Annotated in this window: 14 protein-coding genes and 1 tRNA gene; 13 read left to right on the plus strand and 2 right to left on the minus strand. The window is 33.7% G+C overall.

The features are described from left to right. The first annotated feature begins 11 nt into the window (after positions 1 to 11). The gene (locus ABMA45_RS00810; RefSeq protein ID WP_022087984.1) at positions 12 to 368 is read left to right on the plus strand and encodes a hypothetical protein; all 357 of its coding nucleotides are present in this window, start codon (positions 12 to 14) and stop codon (positions 366 to 368) included. Between the two features lie 251 nt (positions 369 to 619). On the opposite strand, the gene ABMA45_RS00815 is transcribed toward ABMA45_RS00810, so the two are convergent. Next, entirely contained in the window at positions 620 to 1,204 is a 585-nt protein-coding gene (locus ABMA45_RS00815; RefSeq protein ID WP_022087985.1) for a TetR/AcrR family transcriptional regulator, read from the minus strand. A 135-nt stretch (positions 1,205 to 1,339) separates the two neighbouring features. Between ABMA45_RS00815 and mnmA the strand changes: the two genes are divergently transcribed. From mnmA to lepB, 6 genes are all read left to right on the plus strand, one after another. Further along, on the plus strand, positions 1,340 to 2,401 hold the full coding sequence (gene mnmA, locus ABMA45_RS00820; protein WP_022087986.1) for a tRNA 2-thiouridine(34) synthase MnmA: 1,062 nt from the start codon (positions 1,340 to 1,342) through the stop codon (positions 2,399 to 2,401). 313 nt (positions 2,402 to 2,714) lie between these two features. Next, positions 2,715 to 3,977 carry an RNA polymerase sigma factor RpoD gene (rpoD, locus tag ABMA45_RS00825; RefSeq protein ID WP_243003041.1) on the plus strand — a complete coding sequence of 421 codons (1,263 nt, stop codon included), beginning with the start codon at positions 2,715 to 2,717 and terminating at the stop codon, positions 3,975 to 3,977. Positions 3,978 to 4,298: 321 nt separating this feature from the next. Beyond that, positions 4,299 to 8,846: a glutamate synthase large subunit gene (gene gltB, locus ABMA45_RS00830; RefSeq protein ID WP_022087988.1), complete on the plus strand. Its 4,548-nt coding sequence runs from the start codon at positions 4,299 to 4,301 to the stop codon at positions 8,844 to 8,846. 239 nt (positions 8,847 to 9,085) lie between these two features. After that, positions 9,086 to 10,570 carry a glutamate synthase subunit beta gene (locus tag ABMA45_RS00835; RefSeq protein ID WP_022087989.1) on the plus strand — a complete coding sequence of 495 codons (1,485 nt, stop codon included), beginning with the start codon at positions 9,086 to 9,088 and terminating at the stop codon, positions 10,568 to 10,570. Positions 10,571 to 10,792: 222 nt separating this feature from the next. Further along, a complete protein-coding gene (locus ABMA45_RS00840; protein ID WP_022087990.1) occupies positions 10,793 to 11,695 on the plus strand; it encodes a PIN domain-containing protein in 903 nt (300 codons plus the stop codon). 182 nt (positions 11,696 to 11,877) lie between these two features. Beyond that, complete coding sequence (gene lepB / locus ABMA45_RS00845; RefSeq protein ID WP_022087991.1) at positions 11,878 to 12,612, plus strand: signal peptidase I; 735 nt, start codon at positions 11,878 to 11,880, stop codon at positions 12,610 to 12,612. A 143-nt stretch (positions 12,613 to 12,755) separates the two neighbouring features. On the opposite strand, the gene ABMA45_RS00850 is transcribed toward lepB, so the two are convergent. Next, positions 12,756 to 13,517: a GNAT family N-acetyltransferase gene (locus ABMA45_RS00850; RefSeq protein WP_022087992.1), complete on the minus strand. Its 762-nt coding sequence runs from the start codon at positions 13,515 to 13,517 to the stop codon at positions 12,756 to 12,758. Between the two features lie 170 nt (positions 13,518 to 13,687). Here ABMA45_RS00850 and ABMA45_RS00855 point away from each other — a divergent pair, with 170 nt between their 5' ends. The 6 genes from ABMA45_RS00855 to ABMA45_RS00880 all read left to right on the plus strand — a co-directional run bounded on the left by ABMA45_RS00855 (position 13,688) and on the right by ABMA45_RS00880 (position 18,644). Beyond that, on the plus strand, positions 13,688 to 14,545 hold the full coding sequence (locus tag ABMA45_RS00855; protein ID WP_022087993.1) for a deoxyribonuclease IV: 858 nt from the start codon (positions 13,688 to 13,690) through the stop codon (positions 14,543 to 14,545). Between the two features lie 123 nt (positions 14,546 to 14,668). Beyond that, positions 14,669 to 15,616, plus strand: a complete 948-nt coding sequence (locus ABMA45_RS00860) for an AEC family transporter (protein WP_022087994.1) — start codon at positions 14,669 to 14,671, stop codon at positions 15,614 to 15,616. A 98-nt stretch (positions 15,617 to 15,714) separates the two neighbouring features. After that, positions 15,715 to 17,499, plus strand: coding sequence for an oligoendopeptidase F (gene pepF / locus ABMA45_RS00865; RefSeq protein WP_022087996.1), 1,785 nt, complete (start codon positions 15,715 to 15,717; stop codon positions 17,497 to 17,499). Between the two features lie 7 nt (positions 17,500 to 17,506). Further along, a complete protein-coding gene (locus ABMA45_RS00870; protein ID WP_022087997.1) occupies positions 17,507 to 18,166 on the plus strand; it encodes an HAD family hydrolase in 660 nt (219 codons plus the stop codon). 91 nt (positions 18,167 to 18,257) lie between these two features. Continuing rightward, positions 18,258 to 18,485 carry a hypothetical protein gene (locus ABMA45_RS00875; RefSeq protein WP_022087998.1) on the plus strand — a complete coding sequence of 76 codons (228 nt, stop codon included), beginning with the start codon at positions 18,258 to 18,260 and terminating at the stop codon, positions 18,483 to 18,485. An 87-nt stretch (positions 18,486 to 18,572) separates the two neighbouring features. Beyond that, positions 18,573 to 18,644, plus strand: a tRNA-Gly gene (locus ABMA45_RS00880). The last annotated feature ends 86 nt before the right edge of the window (positions 18,645 to 18,730 follow it).

An 18,730-nucleotide genomic window follows, 5' to 3' on the forward strand; every position in this document is an offset into this window, starting at 1 on the left:
GGGTGGTATTTATGTCAAAGAAAAAAAGTATAATTATAGTAGGAATTGTGGCAGTTATTTTAGCAGTAGTTTTGATTGTTGTGTTACATCCTTCAGGCACCGGAAAAGATGCTGAGAATAAGATGGAAGTGACAACAACTAATTATCAGACAGATGAGGCAGATGACAACAATTCAATGGATAACGAATCAGCTGAAGGCGAAACGAATTATTGGGATTCAGTAGACATGATAGAAGATGGCAATGCAGCTGATAACGAAGGTAATAACGAAAATACAGCAGATGAACAGGTAAGTGGCGACTCAGAAGAATATCCGGGACAGGATGATGGATGGTCACCAATTGTACCGGCTGATGATGTAAATTAAATTATTTTAGTTAATTGTGGGGATATACGGGGTGAAAAATAAATTATGATTTGAAGGAAAAATTAATTAGGCCTCAGTGTATTTAAGAAAATTATATTTATGGTTTTATAAGTGAATTTTCTGATACCAACAGAGAAGATGATGAAGAACTGATTGCGATAAAAAGATAAAAAAGATGAACACAAATAAGTTACGTTTAGTGATAACGAATTTGTGTTCATTTTTTATGTTTATCAAAAATTTTTCATATATTACTTAGAAGAATCTTCTATGAGTCTTGTGATAATATCATGGACTGTGTTGTATACAAATACAGCCATTTCTTCAGGTGGTGTAATGCAATCAGAAAAAATCCATGTTTTAAGCATTCCAATACAACCGCTTCTTAAAAACGAATAAACATATTCAGGGGCGATTGATTTGTTAAAACAATATATAAGATTAATCTGTTTTCTTACCTTACTTTCGATTACGTCTTCCATACGTTGTATAAAAAATGCATCGCCGTGATATCCCATTAAAGCTTTTAATGAATCTCTGTTTGCTTCAAAAACAGAAATCAGGTCAGTTACAAAACTGTAACTTTGAGCTCTCGATAATGAAGGATAGGAATCAAGTACCTTCTGAATCTGGGAAATAATGTCGTTTTCCATTTCTTGTAATAGGTCAAATATATCCGTATAATGCAGATAAAAAGTTGAACGGTTTATATTTGCAAGAACAACAAGATTTTTAATTGTAATATCATTAATATTCTGTTTTATCATCATTTGCGCAAGCGTTTTCTTCAAAGCTTCCCTTGTGCGCTGACTACGTTTATCTATTTTAATATTCATGCATAATATTAGTCATTACATATGGTATAATGGCCTTTCCTTTACTTGAAGTTATTTACAAAAATATTATAATAGAGGATAAGAAAAAAGACAACATGATGTCTATAAAAATAAGAAATATTTAAGAGGTCAAAAATGAAAAATAAAACAGTTGTAGTAGGGTTATCAGGGGGAGTTGACTCATCGGTTACGGCATATTTATTAAAGAAACAGGGTTACAATGTAATTGGCGTTACAATGCAGGTGTGGCAGAAAGATATTCCTGAAAGTGGAGAAACAGGAATAGCAGAAGTGGAAGACGCAAGGAAAGTGGCGGCGTATTTGGGTATTCCTCATTATGTGCTTAATTTTAATGAAGAATTTCATAAGAATGTTATAGAATATTTTGTTAAAACTTATAATGACGGAAAGACACCTAATCCTTGTGTGGTATGCAACAGATATGTAAAATGGCAGGCTTTAAGGGAAAAGGCAGGAAATTTAGGAGCGGATTATATTGCAACAGGTCATTATGCAAAGATAGAAAAATTAGAAAATGGAAGGTACGCAATTAAAAATTCAAAAACGGCAAAAAAAGACCAGACATATGCATTACATTTACTGACTCAGGAACAGTTAGAACATACAATTATGCCTCTTGGCAGCTATGAAAAAGATGAAGTGCGAAAGATTGCTGAAAGAGTAGGAATTCCTGTTGCACATAAAAAAGACAGTCAGGATATGTGCTTTATTCCCGATGGAAAATATGCAAATTTTATATACAAAGAAACAGGAAAAAGGGCAATACCGGGAGATATTGTGACAATGGATGGAGAAGTTGTTGGAAAACATAAAGGAATTATTTTTTATACAGTCGGACAGCGAAAAGGTTTGAAATTGCAAAATAAAAATATGTATGTTTGTGAAATCAATGCCAATAAGAATCAGATTGTGGTATGCGACAATGAATCCCTGTTTAAAAAGATAGTAGTTGCGCACAATGTTAATATGATGGCAAAGGAAAGTATTAGTGGAAAACAAAGAGCATTTGCGAAAATAAGATATAACCATGAAGGGGCAGACTGTACTGTGTGGATGGAAGATGAAAAATTGTATTGTGAATTTGACAAACCTCAAAGAGCAGTGACCCCGGGACAATCTTTAGTTGTATATCAGGATGGATATGTGCTTTGCGGAGGAGAAATTATTTCAGAATAAAATATGTTGGAATCAAAAGCACCAACTTTGATGTTTACGGATTGTTTCGTGCTACGCAGTCCAATAATCCTACCAAATATTCATAATAAGTAGACAGTAATTATGCAATATCTACTCATTGATACAAATTTGCGTATTTTTTTACAAAATATTTAAAAATAATGTTGACGGATTTTAAACATATGCGTATAATTGTAAGTTGAATAACCAACACTTAATGTGGATAGGTCTATCTCGACGAAGAGAGTTTTTATATATTTATGAGTTCATGATTAGTCGGAGTTATTCAAATTCAAAGAAAGGGATTGCTGTAGTGAAGAAGAAAGACTTTACAGAAAAACTGACAGAATTAGTAGAACTTGGCAAGAAGAATGGTGGAGTGGTTACAACTGCTGATGTTGATAACATGTTTCAGGGGATGCCACTTACAGGCGAACGTAAAGATGCTATTGCCGAGTATATAATTGAAAATGGATTGACAATTAAAACAGGTGATTCAGACGGAAAGTCAGAAACAAAGAAATTAACAAAGAAGACAAGTGTGAAAACTGATGTGGAAGCGGTAGATGATACTGATAATGAAGAGGTGGATAATGCAGAAGAAACTGCATCTGATGCAGAACCAACAGAAGCAGATTTGACACTTGCAGCAGAAGGCCCTATTGATTTAGAACCTACAGATGACGATTTTGAAGATGAAGAAGAAATTGTTGAATTAGATAATGTTGGTTTACTTGAAGGTGTCGGAACAGAAGACCCTGTTAGAATGTACTTAAAAGAAATAGGTACAGTTCCATTGTTAACTGCAGAAGAAGAACTTGAACTTGCCAAACGTAAATCAGAAGGCGATCCTGTTGCTAAAGACAAATTAATAGAAGCTAATTTACGTCTTGTTGTTAGTATTGCTAAGAGATACACAGGAAGAGGTATGAGTTTCCTTGATTTAGTACAGGAGGGCAATTTAGGACTCATAAAAGGTGTTGAAAAATTTGATTACGAAAAAGGATATAAGCTGAGTACATATGCTACATGGTGGATTAGACAGTCTGTAACAAGAGCACTTGCAGACCACGCAAGAACAATCCGTGTACCTGTTCATATGGTTGAGACAATTAACAGAATGTCAAAGATGCAGCGTAAATTAACTTTAGAGTTAGGTTACGAGCCATCAACTCAGGAATTAGCCAATGCATTAGATATAACAGAAGAAAAAGTTTTAGAGATAATGCAGATAGCAAGAGAGCCTGCATCATTAGAAACACCTATCGGTGAAGAAGATGATTCTAACTTAGGAGATTTTGTTGCAGACAACAATACAGTTACTCCGGAAGCTAACATTGAATCAGTTATGCTTAGAGAACACATTGATGTATTACTTGAAGATTTGAAAGAACGTGAAAAGGAAGTTATTATCTTAAGATTTGGCTTAAGAGACGGACATCCAAGAACTCTTGAAGAAGTTGGAAAGGAATTCAATGTTACAAGAGAGCGTATCAGACAGATTGAAGCTAAGGCATTAAGAAAGTTAAGAAATCCTGTTAGAAGTAAGAAGATTAAGGATTTCCTTAATAGTTAATAAATAAAAATTCTTCCGTGCATAAAGAAAAGCATTTTTGCATGGAAGAATTTTTTTATAAAAGGCTTTCTAAAGTAAACCAAATGGTTAAATTAGTTAAGACAAACTAAGTTAAGGCACATACTTAAAATAGAGAAAGTAAAAAAATAAAAAAATATGTATTTTTTACTTAATTTTACTTGATTTTGTCATAAAAATAGTTTATAAAATTAAGTAAATAAAAAAGTAAGCATAAAGGTACAAAGGCGTACTTCAGTGTTGCTATGCAACTGAGGCAGTCCTTTGTACCTTTTTTATATTCTAACTATCAGGAGGGATACGATGAATCAAAACGAATTATTTGAGAAAGCAAAAAAAGATGGCTTATACGATGAAAGATTTGAACATGATAACTGTGGTATTGGTGCAGTTGTAAACATTAAAGGTATCAAATCTCATGAAACAGTAGAAAATGCTTTAAAGATAGTAGAAAATCTTGAGCATAGAGCAGGTAAGGACGCAGAAGGAAAGACTGGTGACGGAGTTGGTATTTTGTTACAGATTTCACATAAGTTCTTTAAGAAAGCTACAAAGAATTTAGGATTTGACATTGGAAATGAAAGAGAATACGGAGTTGGAATGTTCTTTATGTCTCAGGACGAACTTGTCCGTAAGCGTGAAATGAAAATGCTTGAAATAATAGTTGAGAAAGAAGGACTTGAATTCTTAGGATGGAGAGAAGTACCAACACATCCTGAAATTTTAGGAACTAAGGCAGTTGAATGCATGCCATACATTATGCAGTGCTTCATAAAGAAACCTGAAGATGTAGAAAAAGGATTACCTTTTGATAGAAAATTATACATTGTAAGAAGAGTATTTTCACACAGCAGTGTTGGAACATATACAGTTTCAATGTCAAGTAGAACAATAGTATACAAAGGTATGTTCTTAGTTGGAGAACTTAGAATGTTTTTTGATGATTTACAGAGTAAAGATTTTGAATCAGCTATAGCAATGGTTCATTCAAGATTCTCAACTAACACAAATCCAAGTTGGAAGAGAGCTCATCCAAATAGATTTATTGTTCATAATGGAGAAATAAATACAATTCGTGGAAATGCAGATAACATGCTTGCAAGAGAAGAATCAATGGATAGTGAATATATGAAAAATTCTATTCAGAAAGTTATGCCTGTAGTAGATACAAATGGTTCTGACTCAGCAATGCTTGATAATACATTAGAATTCTTAGTAATGAATGGAGTAGATTTGCCTCTTGCAGTAATGATGTGTATTCCTGAACCATGGGAAAATAACAACACAATTTCACAGAGCAAAAAAGACTTCTATCAGTATTATGCAACAATGATGGAACCATGGGATGGACCGGCATCTATCCTTTTCTCAGATGGAGATTACATGGGAGCAATCCTTGATAGAAACGGACTAAGACCATCAAGATATTATATTACAGATGATGACCAGTTGATTCTTTCATCAGAAGTAGGTGTCCTTGAAATTGACCCTGCAAAAATAGTAGTAAAAGATAGACTTCGTCCGGGACGTATGCTTCTTGTAGATACTGTAAATGGAAAATTAATTGATGATGATGAATTAAAAGAAGAATATGCAACAAGAAAACCATATGGTGAATGGTTAAATAACAATCTTGTATATTTGAAAGATATAAAGATTCCAAATAAAAAAGTTGAATCATATACAAAGGAAGAAAGACAGAGATTACAGAAAAACTTTGGATACACTTATGAAGATTTAAAGAAGATAATTCCAATGGCAAATAACGGAGCAGAAGGAATTAGTGCAATGGGTAAAGATACACCAATAGCAGTACTTAGTGAAGCAAAGAATCCATTATACAATTACTTTAAACAGCTATTTGCTCAGGTAACAAATCCACCTATTGATGCAATTAGAGAAGAAATAGTTACATCAACTTCTGTTTATATAGGTAAAGACGGAAATATCTTAGAAGAAAAACCTGAAAACTGTAAGGTATTAAAAATTCATAATCCAATTCTTACAAGTACAGATTTACTTAAGATTGAAAATATGAATGTAGATGGATTTAAGGCTGCAAAGGTGCCAATCATATATTACAAAGGAATTGCATTAGAGAAAGCTATTGAACAGGTATTCGTAGATGTAGATAAAGCGCATAAGGATGGAGCAAATATCATAATACTTTCAGACAGAGGTGTAGATGAATATCATGTACAGATACCGGCACTTTTAGCTGTGTCAGCAGTACATCAGCATCTTGTAAAGACAAAGAAAAGAACAACTCTTTCACTTATTCTTGAAAGTGGTGAACCAAGAGACGTACATCATTTTGCAACATTACTTGGATATGGCGCAAGTGCAATTAATCCTTATTTAGCACATGATACAATCAAACAGATGGTTGATGAAAATATGATTGATAAAGACCCATACGCAGCAATTGATGATTATAACGATGCGATACTTCATGGAATAGTTAAGATAGCATCTAAGATGGGTATTTCAACAATTCAGTCATATCAGGGATCACAGATTTTTGAAGCAATCGGAATTAGTAGTGAAGTAATTGATAAATATTTTACAGGAACTGTAAGCAGAGTAGAAGGTATCACAATGCGTGATATTGAAGAAAATGTTGAAGAACTTCATTCAAAAGCATTTGATCCATTAGGACTTGATGTCGACCTTACTCTTGAAAGTTCAGGCTCTCATAAATTAAGAAGTGGAAAAGAAGAACATAAATATAATCCACAGACAATTCATACTCTTCAAATGGCAACATGGACAGGAAACTATGATTTATTTAAACAGTATACGCATATGATTGACGAGGAAATGAGTCCGGTACATTTAAGAGGATTAATTGACTTTAAATTTCCTGAAAATGGTGGAATCCCAATTGATGAAGTAGAAAGTGTTGATTCAATTGTTAAGAGATTTAAGACAGGAGCAATGTCATATGGTTCAATTTCTCAGGAAGCACATGAAACAATGGCAATTGCAATGAATATGATTGGTGGAAAATCAAATTCAGGTGAAGGTGGAGAAGCTCCTGAACGTTTAGTTGTTGGAAAAGACGGACTTAACAAATGTTCAAAGATTAAGCAGGTTGCTTCAGGACGTTTTGGTGTTACATCAAGATATCTTGTAAGTGCAGAAGAAATTCAGATTAAAATGGCACAGGGTGCTAAACCTGGTGAAGGTGGACACTTGCCTGGAAAGAAAGTTTATCCTTGGATTGCAAAAACAAGATATTCAACACCGGGTGTAAGCTTAATTTCACCACCACCTCATCATGATATTTATTCAATTGAGGATTTGGCACAGTTGATTTATGATTTGAAAAATGCAAACAGAGATTCAAGAATTTCAGTTAAATTAGTTTCGGAAGCAGGTGTTGGCACTGTAGCAGCAGGTGTTGCAAAAGCAGGTGCACAGGTAATTCTTATTTCAGGATTTGATGGAGGTACAGGTGCAGCTCCGGGTAACTCAATTTACAATGCAGGGCTTCCTTGGGAACTTGGATTAGCAGAAGCACATCAGACATTGATTGCAAATGGTCTTAGAAATAAAGTTATTGTTGAAACAGATGGTAAGTTAATGAGCGGACGTGATGTAGCAATTGCTGCAATGCTTGGTGCAGAGGAATATGGATTTGCGACAGCTCCATTAGTAACAATGGGATGCGTAATGATGAGAGTATGTAACCTTGATACATGTCCTGTTGGTGTGGCAACACAGAATCCTGAACTTAGAAAGAGATTCAAAGGAAAACCTGAATATGTTGTTAACTTTATGAAATTTATAGCTCAGGAACTGCGAGAATACATGGCAAAACTTGGCGTTAGAACAGTAGATGAATTAGTTGGTAGAGCTGATTTATTAAAGGTAAAAGAAAATGTTACAGCAGGTCATGCACCTGAAGTAAATCTTGATAAGATAATCAATGCTGATTTTGCAAATGAAAGAGTTCAGTACAACAAGAAAAATGTATATGACTTTAAGTTAGACCAGACAAAAGACGTAACTGTATTATTGAAAAAATTAGGCAAGGCTTTAGATGCTAAAAAGGCAGCAAGTGTTGAAGTTGATGTAAATAACTTAGACAGATCATTTGGTACAATATTTGGCTCAGAAATTACAAAGAAATATAACGATACATTAGATGACGATATGTATGTTGTAAAATGTAACGGTGCCGGCGGACAGAGCTTTGGTGCATTTATTCCTAAGGGATTAACTATAGAACTTACAGGTGATAGCAATGATTATCTTGGTAAAGGTTTATCAGGTGGAAAGATTGTTGTTAAACCACCTAAGGAATCTAAGTTTAAACAGGATGAAAATATCATTATCGGTAATGTTGCTTTATATGGTGCTACAAGTGGAAGTGCATATATAAACGGTGTAGCAGGAGAACGTTTCTGTGTAAGAAATTCAGGTGCTACAGCAGTTGTAGAAGGTGTTGGAGAACACGGATGTGAATACATGACAGGCGGACGTGTAGTAATTATCGGTAAAGTAGGTAAGAACTTCGCAGCAGGTATGAGCGGCGGTGTTGCTTATGTACTTGATGAAAACAACGATTTATATATGAAAACAAATAAAGAGTTAGTATCTACAGAAGAGTTGTCAAATAAATATGATGTTCAGGAATTAAAGAAAACGCTTGAAGAACATGTTAAATATACAAACTCAGTACGAGGAAAAGAAATACTTGAAAACTTTGAAGAATATCTTCCAAAATTCAAGAAAATCATTCCTTACGATTATAAGAAGATATTAAATGCCATTGCAAAAATGGAAGAAAAAGGATTAAATCCGGAACAGGCACAAATCGAAGCATTTTATGCGGCAACAAGATAGGACAAGCAATAAATAATTACTACGCCGGCAGGACGTTTACGTACTGCCGAAGGAAGTAATTATTTATTATTTGCGTAGCAAAGCGAGTGAGATGAAGCAGCAAAGGCTGTGAAATCGAACTGCTTGTCCTATCTTATGAAATGATAGGAAAGCAAAGCGAGTGAGATGAAGCAGCGAAGGCTGCGTAATCGAACTGCATGTCCTAATGGAAGAAATTTAAATGAAGAGGAGAAAGAAAAATGGGAAAACCAACAGGATTTTTAGAATATGAGCGTGAAGATGCACCGGCTTATTCACCAAAAGAAAGAATAAAAAACTTTAATGAATTTCACGAACCATTATCATTTGAAAAACAAAGATGCCAGGCTGCAAGATGTATGGATTGCGGAGTTCCATTTTGTCAGTCAGGTAAAATGTTAGCAGGCATGGCATCAGGTTGTCCTCTAAATAACCTTATACCTGAGTGGAATGACCTTTTATATCATGGAAATATGGAACAGGCTTATAATCGTTTACACAAGACAAACAATTTTCCTGAATTTACATCAAGAGTATGTCCTGCTTTATGTGAAAAGGCATGTACCTGTGGATTGAATGGAAATCCGGTTTCATGTAGAGCAAATGAAAATACAATTATTGAAAATGCATATGCTAAGGGCTTTGCGGCAGCAAAAGCTCCATCAATGAGAACAGGAAAAAAGGTTGCGGTTATCGGTTCAGGCCCTTCGGGACTTGCAGCAGCCGACCAGCTTAATAAACGTGGACATAATGTTACAGTATTTGAACGTGCAGACAGAGTTGGTGGATTACTTATGTACGGAATTCCAAATATGAAACTTGAAAAGCATATTATTGATAGAAAAATCAATATTATGAAAGAAGAAGGCGTTGAATTTGTAACAGGTAAAGATATTGGAAAAGATATAAAGGCAGATATGATATTAAAAGAATATGACAGGGTAATTCTTGCATGTGGAGCTACAAATCCAAGAGATATTAAGGCTACAGGAAGAGATGCAAATGGAATTTATTTTGCAGTAGATTTCTTGAAATCAACAACAAAGAGTTTGCTTGATAACGGACTTAAAGAAGGAACCTTTATTTCTGCAAAAGGTAAAGATGTAATTGTCATCGGTGGTGGTGATACAGGAAATGACTGTGTAGGTACATGTATCCGTCACGGAGCAAAAAGTGTATTACAGTTAGAAATGATGCCAAAAGCACCTGATGAAAGAGCAGCAAATAACCCATGGCCTGAATGGCCAAAAGTCTGCAAGACAGATTATGGTCAGGAAGAAGCAATTGCTGTATTTGGACATGACCCAAGAGTTTACCAGACAACAGTTAAAGAATTCAAGAAAGACAAAAATGGAAATCTTGAAAAAGTTGTTTTAGTTAAATTAGAGTCAAAGAAAGATGAAAAGACGGGAAGATTTAACATGGTAGAAATACCGGGAAGTGAATATGAAGTAAAGGCTCAGCTCGTGTTAATAGCAGCAGGATTTCTCGGTAGTCAGGATTACGTAACAAAGGCATTTGGTGTTGCTGTAAATGAAAGAACAAATGTTAAGACAGCACCTGAAAGTTATCAGACAAATGTTGAAAAAGTATTTACTGCAGGAGATATGCATAGAGGCCAGTCATTAGTTGTATGGGCAATTCATGAAGGCCGTGAAGCAGCAAAGGCTGTTGATAAAAGTCTTATGGGATATACGAATTTATAAAAAAAAAGCGGCTTTTTAGTCGCTTTTGTTTTTTTAGGGTGTCGCAAATTGGATAATGTTGTTTCATAAATCAATTTGTGATAATATGTACATTATAAATAGTAACAAATATAATGGGGTGGATGAAAAACAACGATAAATAAAAGATAAAATTTTTTAATATAGTTCACTCAGAATTGTATTAAACAATTTTTTAGCAATAATGAGAGGGATATAATGTAAATGGAGACGTTTTATTTAATAGATTTTGAGAATGTTCATAATAATGGAATTGCAAATATTGATAATTTGTCAAATGAAGAACATGTACATATTTTTTCAACACAAAATGCATTAAACATTCGACCAGAAGTATTTTGGCTTAAAAGCGACATAAATGCTCATTTAGTACCGGTTAGAAATCAGTCATTGGATATGCATTTAGTTTCTTACCTTGGGTATATAATCGGAATTTATGGGAAGGAATGTAAATATGTTGTAGTAAGTAAGGACAAAGATTACGATAATATTATCGAATTTTGGAAAAAAGAAGGTTGTTCCCACATATGTCGTGAAATAGAGATTCCAAAAAAAGATTTAAATAGAGCTGAATTGGAGAATGAGTTAATAAAAAGAGGGACTAATACACAGAGATTGAACCATAAGATTAGTGAAGGGATGAACTGTAATTTTTCGGGGGAAGATAGGAGTGAATTAAATAATTTTGTACAACATGGTTTGGTAGAATTAGGATATATAGCAAATGATGCAAATAAAGTATGTAAATACGTAATTACACATTGCAATGATGAACAAATGCTAAATAAAATACATAATGATATAAAAAGAGAATTTGATGATTATTCTAAAGTATATCAGGATATAAAAATAGTTCTTGAAAAATTTGTTGAAATAAAAAATAAGTCGGAAACAAAAAGAGAAGCACAGGTACGTTCTTTTTTTGGACAAAATTTTAAGAAAAAAATATATGTTGACAATAAGGAAGAAATAATAGAAATAATGATAAATGCGAAAACAAGACAGGAGGTAAATAACAAATTGCTAAAATTGTATTCGGATAGTAATGTTGTTAAGCAAATCTATCATACAATGAAACCACTCATAAAGGAGCTACCTGGAAGATGATTGGCTTAAAATGAAAAAAATTTTTCACAAATGTTAATAAGAAATATTCAAGTTCACAAAAACTTAATGCAAGTTTACAAAGAGTTAAAGGAGGAAGTCTTGCACATCATTGTTTTTGTGGATATAATGAATAAGAATTTAGGGGAAGAGAAAATAACTTTTTTCTTCGGAAAGGAAATGACATGAGTGAAAATATAAATGAAAATATGACTGAGAAAGAGGCTAAGAAGGCAGAAGAACTGAAGAAGAAAGAGTTAGAGAGGGAAAAGTATCAGGAGCAATTGAATGATCCTAATTTAACTAAGAAAGAAAAGAAAAAGATAAAAAGAAAATTAGAAGAATTAGAACCTTTTGATTTGAAAAAAGAAATTTTCAGTTGGATTAGAATATTTATTGCAGCAGTTGTAATTGCATTTTTAGTAAATAATTTCGTAATAATTAATGCGAATGTACCAAGTGGCTCAATGGAAACAACAATTATGACTAAAGATAGAATGCTTGGTAACAGATTGGCATACAAAACAGGTGACATAAAGAGAGGAGATATTGTAATTTTTAAATTTCCGGATGATGAAAGTCAGTTATTTGTAAAGAGAGTAATCGGTTTGCCTGGTGATAAGGTTGTAATTAAAGAAGGAAAAATTTACATAAATGATTCAGAAGAACCGTTAGAAGAAGATTATTTACCAGAAGAATGGACAGTTGGAAATGATGCAAGCAATCTTCCTGATGGAAAGAACGAATACAATGTGCCGGAGGGAAGTTATTTCTTAATGGGTGATAACAGAAATATTTCAAATGATGCAAGATACTGGAATAACACTTATGTAAAGAAAGATAAAATAATTGCAAAAGCAATGTGCGTTTATTTCCCATTTAATCATATGCATGCTTTAGAATCAGCGGAATATAATTAGAAAAATACAGAAAAATAATAAAAAGAGTTTCGTATGTATCAGTTTAAAACAGATGTAAAATCTGAAAATTGAAAGTGATACAAATACGAAGCTCTTTTTATTCCTCAAAAAATGGGGAAAACTAAGCTTGCTTTCTTATTTTATTATAAATTAAGACAATAGTAATCAAGACTTGAATCGACAACAAATCCCATCGACTGATAAAGGCGGAATGCAGGTATATTACTTTTAGTAACGTGAAGAATTATTTTGTCAATATTTATTTCGTCTAAATAACCTAACAGACAGTTAATTAAGTGTGCACCAAGTCCAAGTCCGCGATATTTTTTTATAATTTCAACTTCACTTAAAATACAATAGGAATCATTTATTAAAGTTATTGAGCATGAACCGACAAAAAAATCGTCTTTAAAAAATGCACATTGTTGCGCACCTTTACCTGATTCTGTTATATCTATGTCAAATTCAGAAGGATAAATGATTAAATTTTTCAAATTTAAAGACATTTTACATTCTGTATCTGAGTATCTGAAATTATTTTTTCTCAAAACTTCAGCTGCATTTTTGCAATGAGCAGGAAGCGGAAATGAAAGATTGATATTTTTATATTCTTCTTTAACAGCAGTTAATAATTGAGAAAAAATTCCGTTGTTACGATAGGCAGGCAGAACAAAACCACATACATCAAAGTTTTGCCTGTCGATTCCGGAAAGACAAATAAATCCTAATATATTATTGCTGTCATCACTAAAATAAAAAAATCCCGGGTGACCAAATAAATAAGAGTCATCCTCCTCGTAAAAAAAGGAATATTTTTTCGAATCATTCTGACAACAAATGGATACAATATTTTTTAGTACATCCATATGGTCAGAACGGACAGTTTTTTCAATTGTTAAACCCATAAAAATCCTCCCAACAACTGTTTCCAATAAAACTATTGTATCACATTTTGGAGAATTTTAGAGATAAAATATTGGAAGTAATGGAGATTAAATATATTACAGATGTGGTCAAGTATGAATGTTTGTAGTAAAATATCAAATGGACTGATTAAAAATGAGAGGAAAGTAAAATGATACGTATTGGATCCCATGTTGGAATGAATGGTAAAGAAATGATGCTTGGTTCTGCAAAGGAAGCAGCTTCATATGGTGCAAATGTGTTTATGGCTTACACAGGTGCTCCGCAAAATACAAGAAGAAAAGAAATAAGTGAATTAAATATTGATAAAGCCTGGGAATATATGGATGAACATGGAATAGATGAAGTGGTAATTCACGCACCGTATATTATTAATCTGGCAAATACAGTTAAACCTGAAACTTATGAATTAGCTGTAGAGTTTCTCGCAAAAGAGATTGAAAGAGCACAGGCGATGAGGGCAAAAAGCATGGTACTTCATCCGGGTTCTCACGTTGGAGCAGGAGTAGACGTAGGAATTAACAAAATTATCGAAGGTTTAAATGAAGTACTTACGAGTGATACTAAGATAAATATTGCACTTGAAACAATGGCAGGAAAGGGCAGTGAAATCGGAAGAAATTTTGAAGAACTAGCAAGAATTTATGATGGCGTAAAATACAATGATAAATTAAGAGTGTGCTTTGATACATGCCATGTAAATGACAGCGGATATGATTTGGTAAATGATTTAAGTGCGACTTTAGAAAAATTTGATAAGACAATCGGAACAGACCAGATTGCGGTATTTCATATAAATGACAGCAAAAATGAACTTGGAGCAGGTAAAGACAGACATGAAAATATCGGCAAAGGTTATATTGGCTTTGAAACATTGCATGAAATAGTTCATTTGCCTGAATTTGAGAGCGTTCCTAAAATTTTGGAAACTCCATATATTAAAGATGAAAATGACAGTAAGAAATCATATCCTCCATACAAGGAAGAAATAGCGATGCTTCGCAAGTGATTTCATATTTTTATCATAAATAAGATTGATAATATGATGATAGGTAAATCAAAGGCAACTATGCATCTTACGATAACAGCCATTTATCATAAATGCTTAAATGATTACTAAGGAGACAAAATAATGAGTAATTTGATATACAGCCTCAACGCTACGGTTCCTGTATTTTTGGTAATTGTAGTAGGATATGTTTTGAAAAGAATTGGCTGGATAACACCTGAATTTATAAAGGTCGCAAATAAAATAAACTTTAAAGTTACATTGCCATGCCTTTTGGTACAGGATTTAATGAATACAGATTTTAGACAGGAATTTGATGGCAAATATATTTTGTATTGCATGATAGTGACATCACTATGCTTTTTCGCAACATGGGCGCTTGCAAAAGCTTTTCTAAAAGATAAAACTCTTGTTCCGGAATTAGTGCAGGGTTCATTTAGGGGAAGTGCGGCAGTGCTTGGAACGGCATTTGTATTAAATATGTATGGTGACACAGGAATGGTTCCGCTTATGATTATTGGGGCAGTTCCGCTTTATAACATATATTCTGTAATAGTGCTTACAATAGAAAGCCCAAGAAGAGAAGAAATTGAAGGCTCACCTGTCAAAAATACAATAAAAGGTATTGCTACAAATCCAATTATTATAGGTATTGTAGTAGGATTGCTACTTTCAATTTTCAGAGTAGATTTCCCACTTATGATAGATAATACTATTGGGAATATAGCAAAAATGGCAACACCTTTAGCTTTGCTTGCGATTGGCGGCTCATTTGAATTTTCAAATGCATTAAAGAAAATGGGACCGGCAGTTACAGGTTCAGCCATAAAACTTGTAATTATGGCTGCTGTATTTTTACCTGTTGCAGTGTGGCTTGGTTACAGAGATGCTAAGTTAATGGCGTTAGTAATAATGTTAGGTTCACCAACAACGCCAAGTTGTTACATAATGGCAAAAAATATGAAGTGTGATGGAACTCTTACAAGCAGTATGGTAGTAATAACTACTATGATGTCAGCATTTACAATAACATTAATTGTTTTTGTATTGCGTACATTAGGATATTTGTAGAAGAAAACACAATGAACAAAGTTTATTTTTATAAAGGTTTCTGATGATTAGCTGCCGACTTAAAGAAGAGGCAATACATATTTTAGGAGGAACAGAATATGAAGAGAATAGAGCAAAAAGTAGAAGATACATGGTGTCTTGAAGATATGTTTGAAAGTGATGATTTCTGGGAGGAGGAATTTGGAAGACTCCAGAGAATGATTTTTCAGTATGAAGATTTTGAAGGCACACTAGGAGAAAGTGCAGACAGTCTTCTTGAATATCTTAAATTCAATGATGAAACAAATTTGCTAATGGAGCGTTTATATGTTTATGCAAATATGAGATATCATCAGGATATGGCAAACAGCATGTATCAGGAATTTGCTGCCAGAGCACAGAAATTAATGGTGGAGATAAGTGGCGCAAGTGCATTTGCTGAACCTGAAATATTAGAAATAACAACAGAAAAAATAAATATATTTTTTAATGAAAATCCTGAACTTGAAACTTATAAGAGATACATTAGTGAAATTTTAAGAGGTAAAAATCATACTCTTGATAAAAAGACAGAGACAATCCTTGCAAAAAGCAGACAGATGGCAAATGCAGCGGAAAATATTTTTTCAATGTACAATGGAGCTGATATTAAATTCCCTTCAATTACAACGGAGGAAGGGGAAGAGATAGAAATTACCCACGGAAATTTTGTGCCATTGTTGGAAAGCACGGACAGAGAAGTGAGAAAAGCAGCATTTGAAGGTGTATATGAAACTTATGGTAAGATGAGAAATACATTGGCTGCTACATTTGCAGCAAATTTGGATCAGGCAAATTTTTATGCACAGGTTAGAAACTTTTCATCAGCAAGAGAAATGTATCTGTATGGAAGCAATATTCCTGAAAGTGTGTATGATAATTTAATAGAAACAGTTCACAAAAATATGGATAAGATGCATAAGTACGTATCTCTTAGAAAAAAGATTTTGGATGTTTCTGAACTTCATATGTATGATTTGTATACTCCGATTGCTAAGGCACCGGATACTAAATATTCATTTGAGGCAGCAAAGGATATCGTGTTAGAAGGCTTAGCTCCTATGGGAGAGGAATATATTAAAGTATTAGAAGAAGGATTTGACAACAGATGGATTGACGTGTATGAAAATGAAGGCAAAAGAAGTGGAGCTTATTCATGGGGTGCTTACGGAATACATCCATATGTTCTTATGAATTATCATGGAACATTAGATCATGTATTTACTTTGGCACATGAAATGGGACATGCTATACATTCTTATTATTCAGACGCAAATCAGCCGTATGTAAATGCCGGCTATAAGATTTTCGTGGCAGAAGTTGCATCAACATGTAACGAATCACTTCTTATACAGCATTTGCTTAAAATTACTGAAGATGAAGAAGAAAAAGCTTATTTGATAAACCATTTTCTTGAACAGTTTAAGGGAACATTATATAGACAGACAATGTTTGCTGAATTTGAAAAAATTGCCCATAGCATGGTACAAAATGGTGAGGGTGTAACAGCAGACAGACTTTGTGAAATATATTACAATCTTAATAAAGAATATTTTGGAGATGACATTGTAATAGATAAGGAAATTGAACTTGAATGGGCAAGGATTCCACATTTTTACAATCCATTTTATGTATATCAGTATGCGACAGGGTTATCAGCAGCAATTGCGTTATCAAAGCGTATAATAGAGGAAGGCAAGCCGGCTGTTGAGGATTACATGAAATTCCTTAAAGGTGGAAGCTCACAGGATCCAATTGAGTTGTTAAAGATAGCGGGTGTTGATATGACAAGTGCTAAACCAATTGAAACTGCTCTAGAGTTGTTTGGTAATTTATTAGATGAACTTCAGAAAATGACAGATTAGGAGATTTATGAACAAAGAAAAATTCAGATTAGACATGCAGGGCGCTATATTTGACCTGGATGGAACTTTATTTGACTCAATGTGGGTATGGAATCAGGTAGATTTAGATTTCTTAGGTAAAAGGGGATTTGAAGTGCCTGACGATTATACAAAAGCAATAGCACATATGGATGCACATCGCACTGCAAGATACACAATAGACCGATTTGGGTTAAATGAAGATATAGACGACATTGTAAATGAATGGTTTGAAATGGCAAAAGATAAATATGCTTATGATGTAATTTGCAAACAGGGAGCGTATGAATACGTTGAAAAATTGCACAATCAGGGCGTAAAGATAGCCATTGCCACTTCATCAGATAAAGTTTTATTTGAAAAGACATTAGAACGTACAGGCTTAAATAAATTCATAGATGCAGTTGTAATGGTAAAGGAAGTGAACAAAGGCAAATCCCATCCTGATGTGTATTTGGAGGCGGCCAGAAGGCTTGGCACAAATCCATGCGATACGGTTGTGTATGAAGATATACTTGCAGGAATTCTTGGAGCAAAAAAAGGCGGCTTTAAGACAGCAGCAGTATATGAGGAACGCTCAAAGGAAGATGAAAAAGAAATATTAAAAGAATGTGATTATTACATAGATAGTTTTATAAATTTTTTGTAAAATAGAATATGAAACTAATTTAAATAGTTAAAATAATGATTAAGAACAATAGCAATAGTAAAAATAGCAATAGTAAAATAGGAGGTAGAATATGAATCCGGCAGCATTGTTTAAAATAAAAGGAGCTTGGCAGAAGTTTTCAAATAATCACCCAAGATTAGTACCGTTTTTGAATGCAGCAAATGCAAAAGGAATAACACCTGACACTATAATTGAAGTTAAAATTACTTACCCTGACGGACAGGATTTAACTACAAATGTAAAGATAAAACAGGAAGATTTGGATTTGTTTGCACAGATAAGTGAAATGACGAGATAAGAATAAAAAAGTCGAAAAAGTTGAGAAAATTAAAAAATAGTTGACAACAGCTGAGTCTTATAGTATAGTAATTCTTGCATTTAATGCGCGCGAGTGGCTCAGTGGTGGAGCACCTCCTTGCCAAGGAGGGGGTCGCGGGTTCGATCCCCGTCTCGCGCTTTTATTTTTTAAGAGGTATCCAATGGATACCTCTTTTGTTATTTTGTTCCCACGACGTGTATCGAACCCGCGCGGGTTCGATGTCT

Source organism: Eubacterium sp. CAG:156, assembly GCF_000434315.1.
GTDB lineage: Bacteria > Bacillota > Clostridia > Lachnospirales > Lachnospiraceae > Eubacterium_U > Eubacterium_U album.

Bases quoted from the DNA above. Each gene is read 5' to 3' on its own strand.
- ABMA45_RS00810 (WP_022087984.1), top strand. From the start codon at position 12: ATGTCAAAGAAAAAAAGTATAATTATAGTAGGAATTGTGGCAGTTATT.
- ABMA45_RS00815 (WP_022087985.1), bottom strand. From the start codon at position 1,204: ATGAATATTAAAATAGATAAACGTAGTCAGCGCACAAGGGAAGCTTTG.
- mnmA (WP_022087986.1), top strand. From the start codon at position 1,340: ATGAAAAATAAAACAGTTGTAGTAGGGTTATCAGGGGGAGTTGACTCA.
- gltB (WP_022087988.1), top strand. From the start codon at position 4,299: ATGAATCAAAACGAATTATTTGAGAAAGCAAAAAAAGATGGCTTATAC.
- ABMA45_RS00835 (WP_022087989.1), top strand. From the start codon at position 9,086: ATGGGAAAACCAACAGGATTTTTAGAATATGAGCGTGAAGATGCACCG.
- ABMA45_RS00840 (WP_022087990.1), top strand. From the start codon at position 10,793: ATGGAGACGTTTTATTTAATAGATTTTGAGAATGTTCATAATAATGGA.
- lepB (WP_022087991.1), top strand. From the start codon at position 11,878: ATGAGTGAAAATATAAATGAAAATATGACTGAGAAAGAGGCTAAGAAG.
- ABMA45_RS00850 (WP_022087992.1), bottom strand. From the start codon at position 13,517: ATGGGTTTAACAATTGAAAAAACTGTCCGTTCTGACCATATGGATGTA.
- ABMA45_RS00855 (WP_022087993.1), top strand. From the start codon at position 13,688: ATGATACGTATTGGATCCCATGTTGGAATGAATGGTAAAGAAATGATG.
- ABMA45_RS00860 (WP_022087994.1), top strand. From the start codon at position 14,669: ATGAGTAATTTGATATACAGCCTCAACGCTACGGTTCCTGTATTTTTG.
- pepF (WP_022087996.1), top strand. From the start codon at position 15,715: ATGAAGAGAATAGAGCAAAAAGTAGAAGATACATGGTGTCTTGAAGAT.
- ABMA45_RS00870 (WP_022087997.1), top strand. From the start codon at position 17,507: ATGAACAAAGAAAAATTCAGATTAGACATGCAGGGCGCTATATTTGAC.
- ABMA45_RS00875 (WP_022087998.1), top strand. From the start codon at position 18,258: ATGAATCCGGCAGCATTGTTTAAAATAAAAGGAGCTTGGCAGAAGTTT.